This window comes from Chthonomonas calidirosea T49 (genome assembly GCF_000427095.1).
GTDB classification, from domain to species: domain Bacteria; phylum Armatimonadota; class Chthonomonadetes; order Chthonomonadales; family Chthonomonadaceae; genus Chthonomonas; species Chthonomonas calidirosea.
Map to the genome: position 1 here is coordinate 1,859,398 of NC_021487.1, position 24,036 is coordinate 1,883,433.

The 24,036-nt window shown below is 55.6% G+C and carries 17 protein-coding genes; 7 read left to right on the plus strand and 10 right to left on the minus strand.

Annotated features, from left to right (window positions below; all coding sequences use genetic code 11):
* The first annotated feature begins 4 nt into the window (after positions 1-4).
* A complete protein-coding gene (locus CCALI_RS07720; protein ID WP_044949016.1) occupies positions 5-925 on the plus strand; it encodes a peptidase associated/transthyretin-like domain-containing protein in 921 nt (306 codons plus the stop codon).
* Positions 926-1,164: 239 nt separating this feature from the next.
* Here CCALI_RS07720 and CCALI_RS07725 read toward each other — a convergent pair whose 3' ends face one another.
* From CCALI_RS07725 to CCALI_RS07735, 3 genes are all read right to left on the minus strand, one after another.
* Complete coding sequence (locus CCALI_RS07725) at positions 1,165-3,174, minus strand: NPCBM/NEW2 domain-containing protein (RefSeq protein WP_016482920.1); 2,010 nt, start codon at positions 3,172-3,174, stop codon at positions 1,165-1,167.
* 25 nt (positions 3,175-3,199) lie between these two features.
* A complete protein-coding gene (locus CCALI_RS07730; RefSeq protein ID WP_016482921.1) occupies positions 3,200-4,456 on the minus strand; it encodes a glycosyltransferase family 4 protein in 1,257 nt (418 codons plus the stop codon).
* Between the two features lie 82 nt (positions 4,457-4,538).
* Positions 4,539-5,519: a cellulase M (endo glucanase) Aminopeptidase M42 gene (locus tag CCALI_RS07735; RefSeq protein ID WP_016482922.1), complete on the minus strand. Its 981-nt coding sequence runs from the start codon at positions 5,517-5,519 to the stop codon at positions 4,539-4,541.
* A 183-nt stretch (positions 5,520-5,702) separates the two neighbouring features.
* On the opposite strand from CCALI_RS07735, the gene CCALI_RS07740 reads away from it, so the two are divergent.
* Genes CCALI_RS07740 through CCALI_RS07755 form a run of 4 tightly spaced genes read left to right on the plus strand, consistent with a single transcriptional unit; the run spans position 5,703 to position 8,290 of the window.
* Entirely contained in the window at positions 5,703-6,296 is a 594-nt protein-coding gene (locus CCALI_RS07740) for a hypothetical protein (protein ID WP_016482923.1), read from the plus strand.
* A 24-nt stretch (positions 6,297-6,320) separates the two neighbouring features.
* Positions 6,321-7,616 (plus strand): choice-of-anchor tandem repeat GloVer-containing protein, encoded by a 1,296-nt coding sequence (locus tag CCALI_RS07745; protein ID WP_016482924.1) that lies wholly within the window; start codon positions 6,321-6,323, stop codon positions 7,614-7,616.
* 31 nt (positions 7,617-7,647) lie between these two features.
* Positions 7,648-7,974, plus strand: a complete 327-nt coding sequence (locus CCALI_RS07750) for a hypothetical protein (RefSeq protein ID WP_016482925.1) — start codon at positions 7,648-7,650, stop codon at positions 7,972-7,974.
* Positions 7,975-7,993: 19 nt separating this feature from the next.
* The gene (locus tag CCALI_RS07755; RefSeq protein WP_016482926.1) at positions 7,994-8,290 is read left to right on the plus strand and encodes a hypothetical protein; all 297 of its coding nucleotides are present in this window, start codon (positions 7,994-7,996) and stop codon (positions 8,288-8,290) included.
* Between the two features lie 77 nt (positions 8,291-8,367).
* Here the strand turns inward: CCALI_RS07755 and nuoI are convergent, their stop codons facing one another.
* The 4 genes from nuoI to CCALI_RS07775 all read right to left on the minus strand — a co-directional run bounded on the left by nuoI (position 8,368) and on the right by CCALI_RS07775 (position 13,533).
* A complete protein-coding gene (gene nuoI, locus CCALI_RS07760; RefSeq protein WP_016482927.1) occupies positions 8,368-8,931 on the minus strand; it encodes an NADH-quinone oxidoreductase subunit NuoI in 564 nt (187 codons plus the stop codon).
* A gap of 4 nt (positions 8,932-8,935) precedes the next feature.
* Positions 8,936-9,514 (minus strand): NADH-quinone oxidoreductase subunit B, encoded by a 579-nt coding sequence (locus tag CCALI_RS07765; protein ID WP_016482928.1) that lies wholly within the window; start codon positions 9,512-9,514, stop codon positions 8,936-8,938.
* Between the two features lie 124 nt (positions 9,515-9,638).
* Positions 9,639-11,576, minus strand: a complete 1,938-nt coding sequence (locus CCALI_RS07770; RefSeq protein WP_016482929.1) for a phospholipase C — start codon at positions 11,574-11,576, stop codon at positions 9,639-9,641.
* A 73-nt stretch (positions 11,577-11,649) separates the two neighbouring features.
* Complete coding sequence (locus CCALI_RS07775; RefSeq protein WP_016482930.1) at positions 11,650-13,533, minus strand: hypothetical protein; 1,884 nt, start codon at positions 13,531-13,533, stop codon at positions 11,650-11,652.
* Positions 13,534-13,654: 121 nt separating this feature from the next.
* Between CCALI_RS07775 and galA the strand changes: the two genes are divergently transcribed.
* Together galA and CCALI_RS07785 are read left to right on the plus strand one after the other, a co-directional pair.
* Positions 13,655-16,459, plus strand: coding sequence for a beta-galactosidase GalA (gene galA / locus CCALI_RS07780; RefSeq protein ID WP_016482931.1), 2,805 nt, complete (start codon positions 13,655-13,657; stop codon positions 16,457-16,459).
* A gap of 140 nt (positions 16,460-16,599) precedes the next feature.
* Entirely contained in the window at positions 16,600-18,972 is a 2,373-nt protein-coding gene (locus tag CCALI_RS07785; RefSeq protein WP_016482932.1) for a glycoside hydrolase family 95 protein, read from the plus strand.
* An 83-nt stretch (positions 18,973-19,055) separates the two neighbouring features.
* On the opposite strand, the gene CCALI_RS07790 is transcribed toward CCALI_RS07785, so the two are convergent.
* From CCALI_RS07790 to CCALI_RS07800, 3 genes are all read right to left on the minus strand, one after another.
* The gene (locus tag CCALI_RS07790; RefSeq protein ID WP_231730024.1) at positions 19,056-19,460 is read right to left on the minus strand and encodes an O-antigen ligase family protein; all 405 of its coding nucleotides are present in this window, start codon (positions 19,458-19,460) and stop codon (positions 19,056-19,058) included.
* Positions 19,461-19,842: 382 nt separating this feature from the next.
* Positions 19,843-22,536 carry a pyruvate, phosphate dikinase gene (gene ppdK / locus CCALI_RS07795; protein WP_016482934.1) on the minus strand — a complete coding sequence of 898 codons (2,694 nt, stop codon included), beginning with the start codon at positions 22,534-22,536 and terminating at the stop codon, positions 19,843-19,845.
* 161 nt (positions 22,537-22,697) lie between these two features.
* Positions 22,698-24,005 carry a PhoPQ-activated pathogenicity-related family protein gene (locus CCALI_RS07800; RefSeq protein WP_016482935.1) on the minus strand — a complete coding sequence of 436 codons (1,308 nt, stop codon included), beginning with the start codon at positions 24,003-24,005 and terminating at the stop codon, positions 22,698-22,700.
* Between the last annotated feature and the right edge of the window lie 31 nt (positions 24,006-24,036).

Sequence of the window (24,036 nt, forward strand, 5' to 3'; positions counted from 1 at the left end):
CAGTATGTTGGGCAGATATAGGCAAGCCCTCTTAGGAGGGCATCTCCTCTGGTGGTCGCTTCTCTTAAATGTAGGAGGAGCTTTGCTGGCAGGCTGCGGCGGTGGTGGCGGTGGTGCTAGCAGCGGCAATCTTACCGTTATTGGTACCGTGCTAACGGTGGAGACCGATGCGCCACCTAATCCGCCCGCCACCGTAAGCATCGCGGGGCACTCCACCACCACTAGCACCAACGGCGCCTTTACCCTTACTGGCATTCCTGCGAGCGCTACCACGGCCACCGTCTCCGCACAGGGCGAGCAGACTCTTACCCTTCATCTTCAATTGCCCTCCCAAAGCACCCAGCCTGTCAATCTAGGTACCATTTTTCTCTCCGCCTCCGGCTACAATGCCTCTGTCACCGGTCAAATCGTCACCACCGTTAACGGGCAGAACCAACCCGTGGGCGGCGCTACCGTAACCATCGGCGGCTCCAGCACGCTTTCCGGCTCGGATGGCTCTTTTACCATCAGCAATCTGCCCGTCGGGCTAGGCAACGATCCCAATATACCCATTGGCTCGGTATCCGCCACCGGCTACGTTACCAAACAGATATTCGTACAGGCTCCTCTGATCGCTGGGGTCAATCCCCTCGGCCCCATCTCGCTTGGCGCGCCTATCAGTTCGAGCGTGCCAGGGCTTCCCTACACCATCATTGGTAAGGTGTTAAAAAACGGTCAGGGCCAGCCAAACTACCCTGTCATTTTGCAGCAAGGCAGCACCGTAGTGGGCAATACCCACACCGACAGCACCGGCACCTTTAGCTTTTGGGTGGTGCCCGGCAGCTACACTATTGTGGTGTTCCTGCCGGATGGCAGCAGTGTTACCCAACCAGTTACGCTGCAATCCACGAACCAGCCGGTTACCCAAAATGTAAACCTGCCCTAACTTCGGGCCTCCTCTAGCATTGGGGAGATACGTCGCGGGCGAGGGACTGCAAAGCTCTCGTTGTGCGAGCTAAAAGGGGGAGGGCGTCGGCCTTGGAGGGGGAGGGCGTCGGCCTTGGAGGGGAAGGGCGCCCCAGAAAATCGTACGATTTTCTGGGGTCCCCCAGTATTGGCCCCCAATAGGAAGGGCGTTAGGCCTTGAAGGGGGCGAAAGAGCGCCGTCCAATGGACGGCGCTCTGCTAGAAGTGCGGTAGTTGCGCCAAATGCGAGGGACGACCGATCTTGAGCAAAACCGCACCGTGTATCGGCACCTTAACGGTGATCTGGCCGTCGTAGGTGCCGAGGTTTTTATGGAGCCAAAGGTCACGAACGGGCTGCCGCCCCTCTAAGCCCAGCTCACTCCATGTGACGGTAACGGGCGTATCCCAATAGCCCATGTTGAGTAAGGCAACTGCCTTAGTGCCATCGGCGAGAGGACGTGCCCAAACCTCAGTAAGGCCGGTATTGGCAACCTGACTGGCCGGTCGCCCCAAGGGGTCTTGGTTAATCGCTAGGGCCTCATCGTTCGTCAGGAGGGCCAGTGTAAAAGGATCGAGCTTGGAGAGATCACAGCCGATCAATAACGGCGCCGAGAACATGCACCACATCGTGATGTGCATGATCTGTTCGTTGGGTGTGAGATGGCTAGGGTGAGGATTCCCCCAGCCTACACGGCCCACCACAAGCATGTCGGGGTCGTTCCAGTGGCCGGGGCCGGCATATTTCTCATGTCCTACCTGGCTGTTAATGATGCTACTAAGGCTGCCCCAGCTATCGTTGATGTCGCCCGTAGTGCGCCAGCAGTTGCCTCCCACCTCGGCTCCCCACTTCCAGACCTCGCCCATGCCATATTGGCAAAGGCTGTAGACGATGTCGCGCGGAACCTGGTCGAGGGCCTCGCGCATTACCCGATAGGGCTTCTCCAGTCGCTCCAACCCCTCGCCGGTGGCCACGTTCCCATAGGAGCACCAGTCGTACTTAAGGTAGTCAATGCCCCACTTGGCGTAGGTCTGCGCATCCTGCAGCTCATGTTGATAGCTTCCTGGATAACCGCCACAAGTGGTTGGCCCTGGCGAAGAGTAGATGCCTATCTTCAAACCCAGACTATGAATATAGGCGGCGAGGGCGGGAAGATCGGGGAACTTCTGGTTGGTCGTGATCTCGCCATCCGGTTTACGGGGACCCTCCCACGTGTCATCAATGTTGATGTACTGATAACCGTGCGCCGCTAAACCGCTACGCACCATCCAGTCGGCAGCCTCCTTCACCTTCTCTTGGTCTACTGCGCCGGCCCAAACGTTCCAAGAGTTCCAGCCCATCGGCGGCGTGAGGGCCAACTTGTGTTTACCCCCCACAATGATTAGATCACGATGCGCCACGCCGCGCGCCCCTCGCACCGTGATGTGAACTACCGTTTGCCCAGCATGTTCCAATCGCCCGCTGATAATCCCCTTATCCGCATCCAGATGTAGGCCTGCCGGCAGCGGAGAGGCAGAGAAATGGAAAGGCCCCTCGCCCGTTACCGGAATGAGAAAGAGAAACGGGTAGCCGGGAGTTGCGCCTACAACGGGCGCTCCATGAATGGCGGGACGAGGGTCTGGCTTGGGAATGGTCATTCGCGGTGGCTCATCCTGCCCTATTGGAACGCTTTGCGGCCGAACAGCGGTGCCCGGTTTCAGCAGTAGCAGAGCACCACCCCAGTCGGCATGATCAAAATCAATGCCATCGCCCGCATCGGTTACAAGCAGCAGCATGTTCTTTGCCCCATCTAAAGGCACTGAGAGCAGCTTTGGAGGCTCCTTACCGCGTAGCACACCGCTGTCGGCCACCTTCTTATTGTCTACATAGATCTGGAAGTCAACGGAACCGCGCCCCATCGTCTCATCGTCCACACCCACCATCGCCTCGAAGCGTGTGGCGCACCCGTTCAACTGCACAAGGAGGGCGCTGACGGCATGAGTGCCAATGCCATGCGGATAGACTACCCCACCGAGAGTAATGGGGTGATTGTCTACACTGCGCCCTGCATGCGGCTCTCCCCACCCTTGTGTCATATTACGGAGATTTACCTGCTCGAGCCAAAACCCGTTCGGCGGTGCGATGTCAGCTTGTAACTCGGCCGCCTCGTTCTGCCCACGCGGGACGAAAGAGAGGCTCAGCAGCACCAGCCCCATGCCACAAAACCATCCTATCGTTCGTCTAAGCGACATCTACATCTCCTCCTGAAGTACGCATCTACCAGTTGCTTTTTTTGTACTCTTTCCACACGCGAGAATAAACATCGTAGGTCTGTTTGGCAATGCGGTGCCAATTGAAAAAGGTTTTCACGCGTTCATAAGCTCGCTCCGCCATTTGGCGCGCATGTTCCTGGTCGTTCAGTACGCGCAGAAGTCCCCACGCTAGGCTGTCGGGGTTGTTAAGCCACGTTACCGTGCCGGTAACATCATGCTCCACAATCTCCTTTAACCCACCAGCATCCGAAACCACTACGGGCACTTTGGCAGCCATCGCTTCAAGTGCAACAATGCCGAATGGCTCGTAAAGGCTTGGGAAACAGGCCACGTCGGCCACCTTATAGAGTCGTAGTAACGTGTCGTCAGGCACAAAACCGGTGAAGTAAACGTAGGGTGCCACTCCCAGCGCTTCGGCCTGCTCCACAAGATGCTGCCGATAGCCACCACCGGCCACAACAAGCTTAACCTTCGGATAGCTTGCGCGAACTCTTGGCAGGGCATCAATAAGCACCTGGCATCCCTTCTCTCGCACGCCACGCCCCACAAACAGAATGATCTTCTCATCCGGTGCCGCGTACTGCGCCCGAAAGGCCGCCGCCTCCTCCGGAGGAAAATCGAAATCGAACTTCTCCCAGCGGATTCCGTTATAGATGATATCAATCTTATCGGAGGGGCATTGAAGTGCGTACTCCACCTCCCCTTTCATAAAGCCAGAACAGACGATCACCCTCCATGCCTCGGTAATAAGTTGGCGCTCAATATGGTCAATATAGCGCGACATATCGTTGTGGATGCCGTTATTGCGACCAAACTCCGTGGCATGAACCGTGGCTACCATGGGGATTTTAAAAGCATGTTTTAGCTCCACAGCGGAAAAATAGGCCAACCAATCGTGCGGATGAAGCACTATTCCCTGCTTTATGGGCAGCTTTTTGGGGTCTTTTGGAGCCTCTGACGGCGCCATTGGCGCAAGCCACTCTCGACAGAGGGCGTAGGCCCTATCGCGCATCGCCGCATTCAACTGATGAACCCAGTGAATAAAATCTTTGTGCCCTCCCGGAGCATCATACGCTGCCACCCGATGAACATGCACCTTTTGGCAAACCTCTTCGGCAGGCGCCCCAGGAAAATCACAGGTCACTACATGCACCTCTACATCTGGCAACCGTGCCAACTCCCAAGAAAGCTCCTCCACATGGCGGGCAATGCCCCCAACGATGCGTGGAGGATATTCCCAGGTCAGCATGATAATACGCACCGATGCCTCCCAAAAATGGTAAAAAGTCCCTGCAGCTTACACAGCGAAGCGCCTACTATTTCGACGTGAGCCGTTGCTTTTCCTACCCTTCAGGCAAACGTTTGGCAAGGGCTATTTCACCAACAGCACAAAGCAGATCCTCACAACGTTCGATTCCTTTTAGATGCGCCCGGCCCCGCGGGGTGTGCACCCCCTCCATCGGAAGCGCAATAGAAAGGGTACGCGCCAAAGGCGTAAATAAAACGGTCTGGCTGCCGGAGCGCGCACCAGAGACACGAAAAGCAGTCCCCTCGCGCTCTAACTGCTCGGCCACACGAATGCCAAACGAGGGGTCAATAAAGTTGCGCCCCTCAAAATAGCGCAGGGACGGCACATCAAGAGCTCCATCGGCCAAATTGCGAATATCGGGCACATCGGCGTTCACAATGAGCTGCAGATGGGGAGCATGACGTTGTAAAAAGACCGCTCCCTTACGAGCCACCTCCATCGCACACTCTTCAGCCATCACCAACATCGCCCCAACACGAGCGCTGTCCAAACGTCTCACCGCCTCCACAACCGCATAGAGCGTCGCCCGAGGGTCTATTGCCTTCCCATAAACCCACTCTTGCTCAAAGAGCGTAGGCTGCTGAAAAGTGAAGACCGTGCGATACGGCCTTATGCCATCGCCCTCTACCAATAAGCTCTCCTCATCTCCATACTTCTCAATCCTTCCCTGGATCGGATGGGCTTCATCTGCCCGTGATGCTAACCAATCTATGGCCTGAAGGGTATTTTCAGCGAAAAGCCTCGGGGCGTTGCCCCAAACCCTCGTGATAAACCCACCGCCTTCCGCCGGCCCGTAAACACATCCTCCGATCTCATCCATATGCGCGATAAAAACCACCTCTAGCTCCTCAGGAGTGCCTTCTTGCTTCTGGAATAGACAAAATCCATCCGGAACTAGGGTCTGAACGTAGCTTGCTCCAAAACGCTCGGAAAGCAAACTCAGCACCGGCCCGCAAGCGGTGCCAACGGCTGGAGCTTCCATCAACCTCCCCAAAAACTCTTTGTCCAAAGCCATCTTTTCTCTCCTGTTCGTTGCTGCCAACATTATGTACCATCCTTTCCTTGAACGCTTAGCAGAGGGCGCTAAGTTGAAAAATTTTTTGTTGCTTTTGGTGCAAAAAGTAGTTATAATAGGGTGTGACGGAAAGATGGATAGGGCTTTCCGTTATGTCTCTCTACACGGCAAGGAGATCAAAAAATGCTGCCCAAATCCTTTGAACTGCCCGGCTCTTTGGAGTTTGTGGGCGTGCCACGTGATTATGGAAAAGTCTACGGCAACGTTGTATGGGGCATGGTGTCGCTGGATAAAGTCTGGATTCCGGCGGCGCTAAACCAACTGCCAGACGACTATTTCGATGTGGACTGCCTGGATGAACCCATCCGTGTCCCTGTGCGGGGGTATGTGAGCTTTCCCGACCCCAGCCGTGCGTTTCTGCGCTTTGAAGTTGACCAGGACTCCGATTACCTGTTCACCCACTTAAATGGCGAGCTAAGCGCCATACAGGCCGCTCTTCAGCGACAAACCAAAAGCCGTGTGCTCTGGGATATCGTCTACACAGGTTTCCAGATAACGGGGGCGGGCATCCATTTGACATCCTACCATATTCCGTTCGTGGCGTTTAGTGCATGGGTGGCCGTGCTCGAAAGGCTCGATCCGACTTCAGGTTTCACCGTTACCGTGTTGGATAGCACACCACAACCACCGACCCTGCAGCAGTTCATCACTTTCAACAAGATGCCCTGCACGCTTAGGTCTTTTGAACCGCCCGTGTTTACCGGCACCAAAAGATAGCCATCGAGTGGAATAGCTCGCGAAATGGACGGTCGTCCCAAAAAGGGAACTGCCCTTTTAGTGGGAGATGTTTTTGTTCTCTGGAGTGCGGTGGCTTGGTATCTGCTTCACCGAGAGCCCCAGTCGCTTACCTTTCTGCACGTGTTTTCGTCCTCTGACTCTAGCATCATTAATGCAGACGGCGCCCACCCAGAAACGCTCATTCTAGGGCAAGATGGCGCCCTCTACGGCACGACCTATGACGGTGGCCCCTCTGGTTGCGGCGTGGTCTTTCGGTTAGACCCACGCTCTGGTTCTTTCTGTGTCCTACACAACTTTGATACAGTGGAAAATGTGTTCGTTCAGGACGATCTGATGCAGGCAAGCAATGGACTGCTCTACGGAGATCGCTACGATATCAAAAGCCAAACGGGCATTTTATTTGCCATGCGCCCCGACGGCAGCGACTTTAGAATACTCCACCGGTTCAATAAAACCGATGGAAGCCCCTACACCTTGTTCGAAGGTCCAGACAGATTTTTATACGGAGCCACTCAACAGACCCCCACACGGCCGCCAGCACTTCCTATCGTCTACAAGATCGCCCTTAATGGCAGCGGCTATCAGGTTTTACATCGCTTTAGAAAAGATAGTCAGCTTTATCAAGCCTCACTATTTACGGATCGTAACAATCTCTACGGATTTTATCATTTATCACCTGGCCTATTTTTGAATAGCTATTCGCTCTTTGTGTTAAGTTTCGACGGGAAACACTTCCGACAATTCACCTGTCCTTTTACTCAGGACGTTCAGGATAGCCAACCACACCCTTCAGCCTTAGCTTTGCCCGACGGAAGCTTCTTCTGCTGGGCTACTGACAGCTCAAAGTACGCTGCACTATGCCGCTTCCAACCGGCAGGCTGCGCCCTTCAAAGTCGCTATTCAATTAAACTGCTTCTAAACTACGCGAACCGTTTCAGCCCTCCCAAATCAAGCTCAGACAGCAGTCTTGTCTTGGGTTCGGACGGGGCCATCTACGGAAACCTCGATCTGGCTCATTATGAACCTCCAACTCGCTTTTACGAAGCCATCTTCCGTATCAACACCGACGGAACGCACTTCCAGATTCTGCACCTTTTCAAATCATCCTCCTCTTCCATGCCCAAGCCGTTGCAGAAGCTGTTTCCGTTTCTCCACCTCTCGGGCTCAACCCACCAATATGTAGAATCCCCCATCGTTAAGCGTCTCCTTTGGGGTGGCAATAACACCCTCTACGGCATCCTAATCGATCGTGCCCATCCCAACGGAGCCATCTTTCGTCTACAGGTGCCTCCCTCTTGAACTTTAGGCCTAAAAACGGCTAAAATAGAATATGACTACTGAGGCGGGACATGGATACCAGCAAGCGCAGCTAGAAGACCTCGCGAAGCGGATCTGCGGGCACATCCAAAGCGAATGGGCTGCATTCAACACGCAGGTGTTCTACCGCCTTCATACCGATAAGTACATAGATGTCACGGTTATTTCGTCTCTCTTTGAGGGGCAGATGGGGCCGGAGCGCGAAGGAGCCCTGTGGCAGCTTTTAGCGCCGTTCTCACCACAAGAGCTACTGCATTTAACGGGTTGCCTCTTATTGACTCCGTCGGAAGCACAGCGCCTTGCCATCGAGCGCCCCACATCTACAAAGGGAGAACTATAAAAGATGAAGGAGCGTTCTAGTGAAGCTTTTTAGCGGCCGTAAACGCATCTTTTTCGGGTTTTTGGCGCTCTTAGGTTTGGCAGCGCTCGCCGGTTGCGATGCTTTTCCTATTCACTACACGTCACCGGGCTACGAAAGCGACTTTGTGGAGGGAGATAACGGCACCGGTCGTCAACTCGGCGCCGGCGGCACCGGTGTAGGGCGCATTAGTCAGCAGGGTGGTACCGTTGAGCAGACCGGCACGACCACTCAACGGCTTAGTAGCGGCAATGCCGGCGTGGTCTCAAGCCCAGGCCCCGGCCGCTCAGGGCGCTAATCATTACAACGTGGCTTTAGGCTCTATCTTTTTTAGAGCAGGCCGTAGGTAGATTGGACGCGATCCTCAAAAGAGCTCTACCCCTTGGCGGCCTCTAACTCGCGCTCCACTGGTCGAATAGAGGAAGCGGGAACGGTGGGTGCAAGAGGAGCCGGCTCCAAAAGCATCTCTTTGGTGTACAGGAAATCTAGGCGATCGTAATCGGCCAATTCGAAATCTTTGCGCAAGACAATAGCCCCTGTGGGACACGCGTCCTGGCAGTAGCCGCAGAAAACACAGCGCAGCATGTTGATCTCGTAGCGCGCCGCGTAGCGCTCTCCCGGAGAGTAGCGTGCCTCATCGGTGTTATCGGCCGCCTCAACATAGATGCAGCGAGCTGGACAAGCGCCCGCACAAAGGCTGCACCCGATACACTTCTCCAGTCCATCATCGTAGCGAGTGAGGTAGTGACGCCAGCGCGTGCGTGGGTACTGTTCGCGCCGCTCTTCAGGATACTGCACCGTTCCACTCGGTTTCAGCTTGAGCTGCTGCTCCACATAGTGACGCAGCGTAATGCCCATGCCGATGGCGATGGCTTTAGCACCTCCCACGGTGGCCCCCGCCTGGTTCTTAAGGGCATTAAGGCGCGTTAGGAATCCCATGACCTTACTTTCCCTCCCTAGCTGTTCCCGAAGTCTCTTTTTGCAAAGGGGTCAACTCGATCAGCTTGCCCGCCCCTTGCGCCTTGATCTTCTCTTGCAGCTTCATCACAGCGTAGATAAGGGCATCTGGAGTTGGTGGGCAGCCGGGAACGTATACATCCACCGGAATGATCTGATCCACGCCCTGAATGATCGCGTAGTTATTGTACATACCGCCCGTGCTGGCACAAGCCCCCATGCTGATGACCCATTTGGGGTTGGGCATCTGTTCGTAGATTGAGCGCAGCACAGGCCCCATCTTTGTGGAAACCCTTCCGGCCACGATCATCACATCGGCCTGACGTGGCGAGGCGCGAAACACCTCCGATCCGAAACGACTGATGTCGAATCGGGTGGCGGCAGAGGCCATCATCTCAATGGCGCAACAAGCTAAACCGAATGTTAATGGCCATAAACTGTTGCGTCGCGCCCAATTCACCAGCTCATCGAGCTTGGCAAGCACATAGGGCGTGCCCCCGGGCCCAAAGCTCGGAACCGGCGTGGCCGAATCGTGCAGTGCAAGCTCAACCGTCTTATAAGCCATAACTCACTCCCGTAAACCAAGTCGCTGCAACATCTGTTTGCGCTACCCTCTTTCCGATACGTTTTAGCGCTGCCCTGGGTTCTGCTCATTATACCTCTTGTACAGTTTGTACGGTGGTACGCGGCTATTTTGGTACGGTAGGATTGGTGCCTGGACGCGGATTGAAGTCGGGCGGGATCTCGTTTTTGATCCCTAGCCGATAGTCGGTCGGAACGATTCCTATCTGGCGCAGACCGTAGCCACTCAGCTGTGGTAAGATGCGCACGACGTTTTCAGGTATCTCGACGTAGCTCGGTGGAAGCGCAGCGGCCTTCCCGGCCAAACGGGCTGGGTCAAACGCCGAAAGGAGGTCGGTGATATCGGGCGTTATGTCGTCAAAGGGCCCCATGTTCTGAAGTCCCTTCTGCTCCCCTATGGCACGCCCCTTCTTCTCATCCGGCAGATCGGCCAAAGGGGTAAGGCCGAACACGGCATCTACAAACTTCACCACGGAGGCGGTGTCACCTACCTCGTGGATAATAGCGTGCGTGCGGGCGAAGGGAGAGATGAAGATAAGCGGCACGCGTGGCCCATCCGAAAGCCACTTGCCGTCTGGCCCAACAGCCCGCAGAGGAGGCGGCACATGGTCGTAATCGCCCTCCGAATCGTCCCAGGTGATGATGATCGCACACTGTTTCCAATAAGGACTATGCGCAATATGGTTGATCGCCTCCGCCACCATCGCTTCGCTGATCTGCGCGTCAGAGTAGCCTGGGTGGTCATCATCGCCGAGAAAACTCTTTTGAACCTTGGGGTCAGGGTCGCCCGGCTTCATACCAAAGATATTGCGGTAGCCACCTTTTACATAAAACACACCGCGATCCGGCAGCTTTCGATGGTCAATGGCTTCAAAGAAGTCCTTAAGTCCGCGCAGCGATTTCGACATCTCCGGATTATTGGCGATATAACCGAAATACTGCGGACCGTTATGATGGGTGATATAGGACGCGTGGAGGCCTGCAGCGTCCGTGGGATCGGCATCGTTGTCGTCGGTTGGCTCCTTGTCAAAACCCTCCTCAAACCAACCCCATGGAATACGATCCCCTCCCGAGTTGGAAAGAAAACTCACATCGTCTAGCACGTCGGCAAGGTCCTTATCAGGGTCACGGTCGTGCTGAGTCACCTCTTTGGCCTGCTTCCCCGTTAGCGACAGTGGCAAGGTGGCAAAGGTGAGATTTAGTTGTGGAGGATAACGCAGATCCTCCGGATTGTAGGGCATGCGCCCCTCCGTAGTCTTATCTTCACTCGATCCCCAGAAGGGGTTGGCATCGTTCAGCACCGGCACGCCGGGGCTATAACCCCCTTTAAAGGCTAGCTCAGGGTGCAGCATCCATTGAGTCATCCCACTTTGTGCAGCGATAATGGAAAGATTACCTGGAGTGGAAGGGCCGGTCATCTGCTGAAAAATGTGATCGAACAGCACAAAGCGATTGGCATAACGCCAGTAGAAAGGAACCGTGTCTCCATCCACGTAGGCCATGGTAAGCTCGCCGAACTGTACCGCTTTCAGCGATGGATTGCCCTCTCGCGAAATGCGTCTCTCTTCCGTAAGCGCGAAGCGATCCATCTGCGGCTTTCCATCCACAATGTGCATCTTGGTGACGATGCCATCGTGCGAATGATCCACATCGTCCGTATCGGCGGCAAACTCGGCCGGTCCAATACGAAACGGATGAATGGTGCGCGTTAGCCCATCTACGCCGATCAGGGGCTGGTAAAACCCGGGCGTCTCCGCCGCCGGATGAGAGAATAACCCCTCGGCCCCCGGAAATGTCCCGAAATAGTGATCGAAAGAGCGGTTCTCCTGATAGAGAATAAAGACATAGCGGATCTTCTTGCGGACAAGCTGCAGCAACTCTTCTCGCGAAAGAACCGGCTCCTTATTCTCCGGCACCGTATAACGAGCGATCGCAGGGTCGGGTTTCACATCCGCTAGAGGGTTTTGCTGTGGAAGGCAAAAAGCGAGCCCCAGCGCCATCATACTTACCCCCGCCAGGACAGACCCCAATGTCCTTCGTAACATCTCGATGAACTCCTCTTACTGGGTGTTATAAAAACGATGGCATTAGTCTACTCCATTTGAGTTTAAGAGCAGATTAAGAGAGCGGGTCGTGGCGCCAATTTCCAAAACAAGCTGCAAATGCAGCTAGTAGAAGCAAAGGCACTACCTGCAAAAGCAGCCGGTCCATGCTGGTGGCGATATGCCAATGGAGATCGTGCGGTGTGATCAGATAGACACCCGAGTCGAAGGTCAGTAACAACAACCCCATCAGCCCGAAGAGCCGAGCCGTTTCTCGTACATGTCCTCCACAACAAAACAGACCCAAGCCTATCCACACCCCCAACAGTCCCCAAGCCGGATACCAAGGGCCGAAACGCAATAGGTGGAAGATCCACTCGGAAAGGATGTAGAGCAGATGGGGCAGCGTCTGGCTCGTGGCACGCTGCAGCACGCCGGGCACAAAAAGATCGCTGGTAAGCTGCCACCTATGTTTCATCAGTGCCCAAGGCAGGTAAGCTAACAGCAGAAAACTGAGCCATAGCGCGAGCCCTTGACGCTTTAAACGCAGCCGACCTCGTGTGCTGTAGAGAAAGGCGAGGAGCATGGCAAGAACCGCGGCCAAACCCTCGTTTTTCGTTAAGACAAGCCCTGCCAGTAACCATCCGGTAACCCAAAGCGCGCCTCGCTCTCCCCAAAGCGTTAGTGTACCCCCTACTCCTACCGCAATGAGATAGGCTGCGAGAGGAATATCGGCAAAGCCGGAAAGCGCCATATGACTGAAAACGGGCATAGCCAGCAGAAGCGCGCAACCAACCACAGCGGGAGTGCGCCCTACAACGCGCAAGCAGAAATCGGCAAACAAGGCGAGAATGTCCATAGTGAAGAGCAGCCCTATGCCCTGCACCCACAGCTCTGAATAGCTGCCCGCATGCGCGCATGTCCACCAGGTCTGTATGGGCACCAACAGCGGATAGTCGAGATGAGCATAAAAGAAGTGATAGCTATCGTGCAAAACGCTCAATGAGCCGCCCTGTGTTACAAAAGCTTTTGCCTTGAGCTGCCAAATAGAATAACCGTCCCAGTCAATGCCTAGCGCTAACCCCTGCCAAACCGTCACGCAAAACGCTATTCCCAGCACGCCCCATGCGATAACGGAAAGCACACGCTCCTGTGGGAAGTGAGGAAAGGCGGTCTCTCTCTGCAATACGGTGGCCTCTTGCCGGCCCCTTAAAAAGATATGGGATCCAGCCCACGAGAGCAGCACACCAGACACCAATCCCACATAGCCCTCCCAGAGCGCGAAATGCTGTGCGATGAACGCGATCGGCGAGCAACCACAGGTCAACATCGCCGCCCCCACCAGGTGCGCTACGGCAAGCTCGCCCCACCAAGTAGCCATTATCCGCGCAGGGGAGACCGCTCGAAGGGCACACCAGCCCCCTATCACCAAAACCATCAGGCTCACAAGCCCTAAGCATGCGGCGAGAGAAGCAGAGAAAAACCCAGGAGGCCTCTGCTCATGGCGGCGAAGATTGCCATAGCTCGAAGAAACGGAGAGTGAGGCGCGTTGCGCTCGCCCAACGAGTCTCCAACCAGGTGGAAGAGGCTGGGCTTGCGCCGCCCCATAGGTAATGAGAAAAGCGAACCGTCTGTTTGCATTTTGTGGCAGGACATCCCAAAACAGATCGAAGTTCCGCGGCAAAATCAGGTAGTGCAGGCGATAGTCGAACCAGATGGCGTTTGGGTTGCGATGCGAGAGCAACAGTGCGATGGCCGCCGGCCGCGCCCCGAAAGCTTCTATTTGGCGCGCCGCCCACTGCGCGCTCAACTCGTCCGGATTCCTTTTCCATGCTGCTTCGAGAATAGCGGTACGTCGCCAGGCGGCTAGGGTATTGACGAGGGCCACCAGTAACGAGGCGAAGAGCAACCCCGCAAGAATCTTTTCACGGCGCGCCTGTAAGGGTCTTGTTAGATGCAACTATCCGTCCTCATCCGCCTGAAGATCGAGCACCGATCGCTTCATCGGCAGGAACTCATCGGTTCTATGATGAATTTTATTTTAACATTGAACCCTTTCAAAACCTCTAGGAGGAATAGGCATGACTCATCCCAGACGATGGGAAAAGGTCTTCTGGGTGTTTGCCCCTCTTCTGCTCAGCTTTCTTTTCACCACACTACCGAGCCAAAAAGGGAACGCCCGCGTGCGTACGCGCCTAGACGACAACTGGCGCTTCCATTTGGGCGATATACCCTCCAGCCTGCAGGGAGTACCCATTACCCAGTGGTATTGGCAGCAAGGCGAAAACGACCCAAAGGATGTGATAACCTACTCCAACCCACAATTCGACACCTCTCAATGGAATACGGCCACACCAGGCCAAGATACGTTTCACGGCAGAGTGGGCTACAGCTGGTATCGCACCCTCCTTCCTTCCGTCACCTATCCTCAGCCCATGCTCCATTTTGACAGCGTAGACGACAACGCAACGGTCTATCTTAATGGGAAGTTCCTGCTTCATCATGAAGGCTGGGACGATCCTTTCAATGTTCCTCTACAGAGCGCATGGCGTCCAAATGGCCCAAACGTCCTGCTTGTGCTCGTGCAAAACACTGCGGGCGCAGGCGGCATCGGCAACACGCTCCTCATGCCTTATGTGAATCTAGATGCCGCCAGAGGCCCTGCCCTACCCTCCTACAACGATAGTCTGTGGCGGGTCGTTCACCTCCCTCACGATTTCGTGGTTGAAGGAAACTACGATGAAAAGGCCGATGGATCCCATGGATTCTTGCCAACCAACGTGGCGTGGTACCGCAAACATTTCTATATACCTGCCTCCGCAAAAGGCAAGAGCATTTGGCTCTACTTTGAGGGCATCTACAGGGATAGCCGCTTCTGGCTCAACGGGCACTTCCTGGGACGACATCAGAGCGGCTATATCGGGGTGCGCTATGATATCTCTCCCTTCCTACACTATGGAGCATGGAACGTGCTCGCCGTGCGCGTGGATGCGCGCCGCGCCGAAGGGTGGTGGTATGAAGGAGGGGGTATCTATCGCCATGTTTGGCTTACCATCGCCGACCCAATCCATATCACTCCTTGGGGTGTCTTCGTCACCTCCCAACTTCCCTCCTCTCGTCAAGCCCTGCTTACGATACAAACGACGGTCACCAATGCATCGCATCAGAGCCGCGGCCCAGTGCGCCTTCTCTCCCTCATCCTCGACGCCACTGGACAGACGGTAGCGCGTTCATCCTCAACCCTTTTCGTTCCTCCAGGGCAGACGCGCCAGCTCGTTCAAAATATCTCTTTATCTAACCCACATCTCTGGTCGCTCGAATCGCCCTATCTCTACACAGCCATTAGTCGCATCGAGCAGGGCAATGACGTGCTCGATGAGGTGAAAACCGAGTTTGGCGTTCGCACCATCGAGTTTCGCGCCGACACCGGCTTCTACCTCAACGGCAAGCCCGTTAAGCTCCTAGGAACCTGCAACCATCAAGATTTTGCCGGCGTCGGCATCGCCATGCCCGATAACCTCTTGTGGTGGCACATCGCCAAACTGAAGGAGATGGGGTCGAACGCCTATCGTTGCTCCCATAACCCACCCTCCGAAGAGCTGCTTACCGCCTGCGACCATCTTGGAATGCTTGTGATGGATGAGAACCGTCATCTGGGAGATGTCTATTCACCCAAAACGCCCCACGGCGCCCCCTACTCGGACCTTTCCGACTTAAAAGCCATGATTCAACGCGACCGAAATCACCCCTCTATCATCATGTGGTCTATGTGTAACGAAGAGCCGCTACAAGGCACGGAGGAGGGAGCGCGTATCTTTGCCGCCATGAAGCGGGTGGTGCTTTCGCTCGATCCAACACGCCCCGTGACCTGTGCGATGAATGGCGACTGGGGAAAAGGGATTTCGAATGTGGAAGACCTTCAAGGCGGAAACTATAATCCCGGAGGCTATGACTGGTTTCATGAGCATTTTCCCAATAAGCCCTTCTTTGCAAGTGAAGCCGGCAGCACCGTATCCGACCGCGGCATCTATGAAAACGACCCCCAAAAAGGATACGTCAGCGCGTACGACCTCAATGCGCCTCCATGGGCACAGACCGCCGAAGATACCTGGCGCCCAGTGGCCGAAAGACCTTTCGTCGCCGGATGCTTCGTATGGACGGGCTTCGACTACCGTGGCGAACCGACCCCCTATTGGTGGCCCTGTGTAAACTCGCACTTCGGCCTTATGGATATGTGCGGCTTTCCAAAAGATAACTACTATTACTACAAAGCGTGGTGGGGAGATAAACCCATCGTTCATATCCTCCCCCACTGGAACTGGCAGGGACAGGAGGGAAAACCTATCTCGGTGTGGTGCTACAGCAATGCCGATGAAGTCGAGCTTTTCCTCAACGGCCAAAGTCTAGGCAAGAAGCCCATGCCGAAATGGGGCCATGTGGAATGGAGCGTTCCTTACCAGCCCGGCACGTTAGAGGCCAAAGCCTACAACGCCGCGGGCCAAACAGTAGCTACCGATGTGGTTGAAACAACCGGCCCTGCAGCGGCTTTGCGACTTCGACCAAGCACAACCACACTTCCCGCCGATGGAGAGGAGGTAGCGCTTATTGAAGTGGATGTGGTGGACGCACAAGGTCGCACGGTTCCAACCGCCGATAATTTGGTGCATTTCCAAGTGAGCGGTGCAGGCACCATTGCCGGTGTTGGGAACGGCGATCCGAGCTGCCATCAGCCAAACATCGCCGACTACCGCAGCGCTTTCAACGGAAAATGTATGCTGGTGGTAAGAGCTGGTGAACATGCCGGCCTCATCCACGTGCGGGCCTCAGCCGATGGGCTTGCACCGGCTGAAGTTACCCTAACAACCACGCCCTCTTCTCTGAAATAGGTTCATAGATGATGAAGCGACGTCACAAACCTTCGGCTATCAGCCGAAGGGCCCTGTTTCAGGCTCTCGCATCGTTGTGGCTAACGAGAAAAATGGGCCTCGCAGAAGGCAAAGGCAACCAAGAAAGGAGCGAACAGAACATGCGATTGTGGTATAAGCAACCTGCACGCGCTTGGGAAGAGGCGCTGCCGCTGGGAAACGGGCGCTTGGGCGCAATGGTGTTTGGCGGTTGGCCGACCGAGCGCCTGCAGTTGAATGAGGACACCCTTTGGTCTGGCGCCCCACGTGATTGGAACAACCCACAAGCGCGGGAGGTGCTTCCGGAAGCGCGCCGCGCCCTGCTAGCCGAAGACTATCACGAAGGCGATGCACTTTGCCAGAAAATGCAAGGCCCCTATAACGAGTCTTACCAACCCCTCGGCGATCTCTACCTAGACTTCGATGCGGGGCCGGCGTCGCCCGAAGACTATGTACGCGCCCTCCACTTAGACACGGCGATCGCCACCGTTGACTATCGGCTCGGTACCACCCGTTTTACACGCGAAGTCTTCGCCTCCTATCCTGCCAATGTCATCGTGATGCGCCTAACTTGCGATACACCAGGGGGCCTCACATTTACGGCACGTCCCACCAGTCCGCACCCCTCCACACTCGAAGCCGTCTCCGCCGACACATTGCTGTTACAAGGGCGCTGCCCTGCCCATATCGCCCCAAACTACCTCAACGCTCCGAACCCGGTCATCTACTCCGATACTCCTGACGGGCCGGGCATGCGGTTCGCCCTCTATGTGCATGTCAACGCAAAGGGTGGTCATCTGCAAACCTCCGCCAACGGTCTCCATGTGGAAGGGGCGGATGAGGTTGTTCTGACCTTATCGGCCGGCTCAAGCTTTAACGGTTTCCGCCACCCACCCAGCACCGACGTAAAAACCGCCATCGCCCGCGCTCATGCCCCCCTCGTCAAAGCCCAAGGACGCACCTACGAGGCGCTCAAAGCAGAACATGTGCGCGATCACCAAAACCTATTTCACCGGGTAAGTCTCGATCTAGGCTCTTCAGAAGGGGAGACACTGCCCACCGACGAGCGACTTGTGCAGAGCAAACACCGCCCCGACCCAGGCTTGGCAGCGTTGCTTTTTCAATATGGCCGCTATCTGCTCATTGCTTGCTCACGCCCTGGAACGCAACCGGCGAACCTACAAGGCATTTGGAACCATGAGTTGCGCCCACCCTGGAGTTCAAACTACACGCTCAACATCAATGCAGAAATGAACTACTGGCCTGCCGAAAGCTGCAACCTCTCGGAATGCGCTGAACCGCTCTTCACGTTTATTCGTGAGCTTTCCGAAAACGGTCAGAAGACGGCCCGGATCAACTACGGGGCACGCGGATGGACTGCCCACCACAACGCAGATCTCTGGCGACAAACCGCTCCGGTTGGAGAGGGGCACGGCGATCCCGTATGGGCGAACTGGCCTATGGGAGGTGCCTGGCTCTGCCGACATTTGTGGGAGCACTATCTCTATACCGGTGACCTCCATTTCTTACGCGAGTTCGCCTATCCTTTGATAAAGGGCGCGGCAGAGTTCTGCCTTGACTGGCTTATCGAAGACGGAAAAGGACATCTGGTGACGGCTCCATCCGTCTCACCGGAGCTGCGCTTTATTGCGCCCGACGGACGGTCGGCTGCCTCTAGTGTGGCCACCACCATGGATATGGCCATCATTCGCGAACTGTTTGGACACTGCATCGAGGCGGCCGAAACGCTAAAAACCGACCGTGAGTTCGTCGAGCAGCTGCGTAGAGCGCAGGAACGACTTTTTCCCTATCAGATCGGCTCTCAAGGGCAGATTCAGGAGTGGTACAAAGATTTTCCACCGACCGACCCTCATCATCGCCATATGTCGCCTCTCTACGGGCTATTTCCAGGCAACGAGATAACGCCTGACCAAACACCGGAGCTGGCTCAGGCGGCCCGACGTTTTATGGAGATACGTGGCGACGCCGGCACCGGCTGGTCGCTGGCATGGAAAATCAATCTCTGGGCTCGCCTGCGGGATGGCAACCACGCGCATAAACTGGTAAACGACCTGCTTACCCCTGTGGATGTAACCGGCATACAGGTGCATGGCGGCGGAGTCTATTTAAACCTATTCGATGCCCATCCTCCTTTCCAAATAGACGGCAACTTTGGGTTTACCTCCGGCGTGGCCGAGATGCTCCTGCAAAGCCATGAAGGCTATATTGCGCTGTTGCCAGCTCTACCTACCGCTTGGCCAAAAGGTTCGGTTCGCGGGCTTCGCGCTCGCGGCGGTTTCGAGGTAGATATAGAATGGGATAAGGGCGCCTTGACGGGGGCGAAGGTGCGTGCGTTGCGCTCGGCTCCGTGTTATATACGCGCTGCAGCCAGAATGACCGTCTTTCATGCGGGCAAACAGATAACACAAGGCGATAAGGAGCTGCGCTTCGAGGCGCATGCTGGGGAGGAGTACACTATTTCTGCGGCCTCCTAGCCCCCACCCGAATCGGTCGGTAACAACAGCGTGCTACCCCAGAAGTACTCCTAACAGCGCCCCTCCAGCCATGCTTGCAGGCCCTAAAACCGGGTTGAAGCAGCCCACAATAGCCGTCGCCGCCCACATCGCTTGTAGCGTGATGGTGAAAGCGAGCAACCCCTAACAGCCTTTACAACAAAATAAGCGGAGAGCAAAAGCAGAATGCCTCCTATGATGCCAAACTGCGCTAACCACTGCAAAACGAGATTCTCGGGGTCGTACACCCCATAGTCCGTCACATTATCTTCCGTGGCCAACGAGATGTAACCCAGGCCGGCTCCAAACAACCAGTGATGGGTAAAACCCTCTAATCCGTTATACCATAGGCGTAGATGGCCTAAAGAGGAGCGGTCGGTAGAGGTTTGATCGACGCGCTCCCACATCCGTACTCCGTTGACGAAGCGGGCAACGCCCAAAGGAATTGCAAGCCCACCCCAAAACCCCACCGATCTCAATGGGTTTTGCTTGCGTTGTTGCGCAACCTGCTACAGCATCCAAAGCGCTGCCACCAAGGCCCCCAGTGTCGCTGCCCAGTTGCCAGAGAGCACGATCATCCCCATCAGCCCAACGCCATACAGCCCGCTCAGCCCTCGCTGCCAAAAAGGCCGCCGCTCTAACAAAAAAAGAGGTAGGTTATTGGCAACGCCGCAGCAGCCAGCAGACCCAGCATATTTGGCTCGTAGAATGTGCCGTCAGTGCGCCTCATGGTTCCCGAAACGATCGTCTGCTGCGCATGGCAATAGGCGCTAAAGGCATAGCCTTACCTCTTATGAAAAACCCCCTCTCTGCCTCGGCAGAGAGGGGGTCGAATACGCGAACGATCTTAGGTTACTTATCGCCCTCCGCGGCGTTCTCGATGGCGGCCTGTGCAGCGGCCAAACGCGCTATGGGCACCCGAAACGGGGAGCAGGAGACGTAGTCTAGCCCAATGCGATGACAGAACTTCACGCTATCGGGGTCACCGCCATGCTCTCCGCAGATACCCAACTTAATATCCGGCCGAACCCTCTTGGCCGATTCGGTGGCCATGCGCATCAGTTTGCCAACGCCCTCCTGATCGATCGTCTCGAAAGGATCGGTGGGCAGTATCTTCTGCTCCAAGTAGGGCACGAGGAACTTGCCCGCATCGTCACGGCTAAAGCCGAACGTCATCTGGGTAAGGTCGTTGGTACCAAAGCTGAAGAACTCGGCGTTGCCGTTTTGCGGGTCAGCCAGTTGATCGGCTACAAGCGCGGCACGTGGTATCTCAATCATGGTGCCGAACTTATAGTCTATGGCTACTCCTGTCTCCTCGATCACCTTTTTCGCCACACGTTCCAAGTTGGCGCGAACCGTTTTCAGCTCGTTGACATGGCCGACGAGCGGGATCATGATCTCGGGATACACGTCTATGCCGCGTTTTTTCACGGCCACAGCCGCTTGCAAAATCGCCCGCGTCTGCATCTCGACGATCCCAGGGAAGACGATGGAGAGTCGACAACCGCGCAAGCCCATCATTGGGTTGGCCTCGCGCATGCCTTCCACGGCTCGCAGCAGTTTCTCCTTCTCGGCAAGCTCCTGCGGGTTATCGCCGCGCACGCGCAGCTCGACTACCTGCGCTAAAAGCTCGTCATGCGAGGGCAGGAACTCGTGTAACGGCGGGTCAATGAGGCGAATGGTAACCGGTTTGCCGGCCATCACCTCAAAAATCTCCTCGAAATCCTTCTGTTGGATGGGCAGCAGGCGATCGAGTGCGTTTTGACGCACCGCCTCATCTTGCGCGAGAATCATCTCCTGAACGATAGGCAGGCGATCTTGCTCGAAGAACATATGTTCGGTACGGCAGAGACCGATGCCTTCCGCGCCCAACTCCACGGCTTGCCGTGCATCGCGCGGATTGTCGGCATTGGTCCGCACCCGCAGCTTGCGAATGCTATCGGCCCAACTCATAAGCTCGGCGAAGGCCCCGCTCACCTCCGGCGCGATCAGCGGCAAAGCGCCAAGATAGACCGCCCCCGTTGAGCCATCTAGGGTGATCACATCTCCCTCGTGTACGGTGGTTCCGTTGACGGTAAAGGTTTTGGCCTCCTCGTCAATCTTCAACCCCTCAGCGCCCACCACACAGGGGATGCCAAAACCGCGAGCGACGACCGCCGCATGGGAGGTTTTGCCGCCTCGCGCCGTCAATACCCCCTGCGACGCCAACATACCGTGCACGTCATCCGGGTTCGTTTCATCGCGCACCAAAATAACTTTTTCCCCCGCTCCTCCATGCACACCGAGTTTGGCTGCGGTATCGGCATCGAACACCACCTTCCCCACTGCCGCACCTGGAGAGGCGGGAATGCCGGTGATCAGAGGCTTCTTCCCCTCAAGAGCTTTGGGGTCTATGCGCGGATGCAGCAGCTGATCGAGGTGCGATCCGGTAACACGGGTTACGGCTTCCTCTTTCGTAATAAGTCCCTCATGCACCATATCCACGGCGATCTTCACCGCCGCTGGGCCGGTGCGCTTCCCGGAACGACACTGCAGCATGAAGAGGCGCCCATGCTCAATGGTGAACTCCAGGTCTTGCATGTCTCGATAGTGTCGCTCCAAGATATTGCATATCTCGACGAACTGCCGATACAGCTCCGGGTTTTGCGACTGCAGTTCCGAGATGGGCACAGGAGTGCGCACGCCAGCGACCACATCTTCGCCCTGGGCGTTCATGAGATACTCACCGAACATCACCTTTTCACCAGTGGAAGGATCGCGTGTAAAGGCGACACCTGTGCCCGAATCGTCGCCGGCGTTCCCAAACACCATAGCCTGTACGTTCACCGCGGTGCCGAGATTGTCGGGGATCTTTTCCGTACGCCGATAGACGATGGCGCGCTCGTTGTTCCAACTCTTAAACACAGCCTCGATGGCTAGCTCGAGCTGCTCATAAGGGTCGGTGGGGAAATCACGACCGGTTTTCTCACGAACATACTCCAAAAACTTTTCGGAGATGAGCTTCCAATCCTCTGCGCTCATCTCCAAATCGCTTTTGTAACCCTTTTGCTCCTTGTAGGCCTGCAAAATTTTGTTGTCGAAGTCGTGCTTGCTTAACCCCAACACCACGTCGGAAAACATCATGATAAATCGCCGATAGGCATCGTAGACAAACCGAGGGTTGTTGGTCTCTTCTATAAGAGCCTTTGCGGTGGTCTCGTTCAAGCCTAGATTAAGAATGGTATCCATCATGCCGGGCATAGAGAACTTAGCCCCAGATCGCACGGAGACCAACAGGGGCCGATAGCTTCCCCCAAACGTGCGCCCCATCTTCTCTTCCACAAACTTCATTGCGGCGCGCACGTCGTCCATAAGGCCGGCAGGAAGCTTTTGGCCGTTGGCATAGTATTCGTTGCAGACCTCAGTGGTAATGGTAAAACCAGGGGGAACCGGAAGGCCGATGTTGGTCATTTCGGCCAAGTTCGCGCCTTTACCGCCCAGAAGATCGCGCATCTTCGCATTACCTTCATGGAACAGATAGACGCGCTTCGTAGCAACTGCGGTCATAGATTTTAAATCTCCTTCTCCTCGTCGTGTCGAAACTCTCGGCTGCAAGGCCTTTGCAGCTTATGATCGCACGGATAACTTCATCTTTTTTCTAAGAGATTTTACCTCATCCGCTGTCTCGCAGAGTTTCGCTTCTGAGGCAAGCGATATTCCCTCTCAATCTACTTCTTGGGCTGTTGCTCTGGCGTGCCCAAAATCTGTATCTGCGTTGACAGGGTAAAGCGCTGCCCATCCTGCTCAAACACAAGCTCCCCAAACAGCGCGGCACAGCCTTGAGATGGCGTTGGCAAATGGCCGATACACACGTTGTTTTTAATCTCCATTGGCTCGAACGTCCAATGCGAATCGCGGAAATCCAGAGTCGGTGCGTACGTCCTCCATAACCGTGCCTCCACCGGCGCTGGCTCGCTTTGCACCTCCAATGTCGCCCCTTGCGCGTTCACGGTGTATTTCCAATGCATCTGAGGCCATCTTTTGCCCCCGGCAATGGCCCGTATAAACGCTATTAAGGTGGCATATACCCGCGACCGATCTTCTAACCCGTGCCCACTGTTGGGATCATAAAGAATCCACTTAGGCCCTTTGAGGCCGTCCCAATAAAGATTGAGCGAATCCTGCGACCAATACCGGTCGTTCGTACCGAGGATAATGAGCTTGGGCAGCGTCAGCCGATCACGATAGCTGTAGGGATCTTCCAGCTGAATCAACTCATGACCACGAGGGGTCTGCAGCTTTTGAGGAATGTCTGCCTTTGTGTAGTCATCCACCTGCTCGCTCAAAGCGCCGTACGCGGCCAGTTGATGGGGAATTTGAGCCGGCAAGTTCAGCATATCAATGACCATGGGGGCAATCGCTTTCACCCGTGGATCGCCGCTTGCACCCACCAACCAAGCCGTCCAACCTCTTTTGGAGGCACCGGTTACCAAGAACCCGGTGATCTCCGGCTTTTTTTCCTCTTTCATCAGCGCCTGGATAGTATCCATCGCCTTAATAACAGCCTTCGCCATGGGAAAATGCAGGGGCCAAGTCGTATCTCCCGTATCTAAAAACTGGAGCCACGTGTAGACGACCAGAGCGTCCTCCGTGCGCCCATCAAAAAGCGGCTGGTTGGGAATGTCGAACAAAATGGCAAAGGGACAGCCCGACATCTTAGCGGCCATAATGCCTAACTGTGTCTCCTCCGGCGAGCCATCACCCCCCGTGTTCAGCAACGTGCAGAAGTGCGGATAGGTGGCGTTATCCGGCACAAAAACTTGCAGATGGTGATGCCAAGTGATATCGTGCCATGTTAGAGAGGTCATCTGCAGATCGTAGAGGGTAACTCCGCCTGCATGAGAGGTCTGTGTTAGGCTCCAGTGGTAAGCAGGTTCCGGTTTTTTGATATAGTCTTGCAAGGCATCCCCCTTTGCGGCCAGAGATAGGCTCGTCATGAAAGCGAAGAGCAGTACTTTGCCTAGTTGTTTTATCATAGTTTCTCAGTCCTTTCTAAGAATCCTCCAT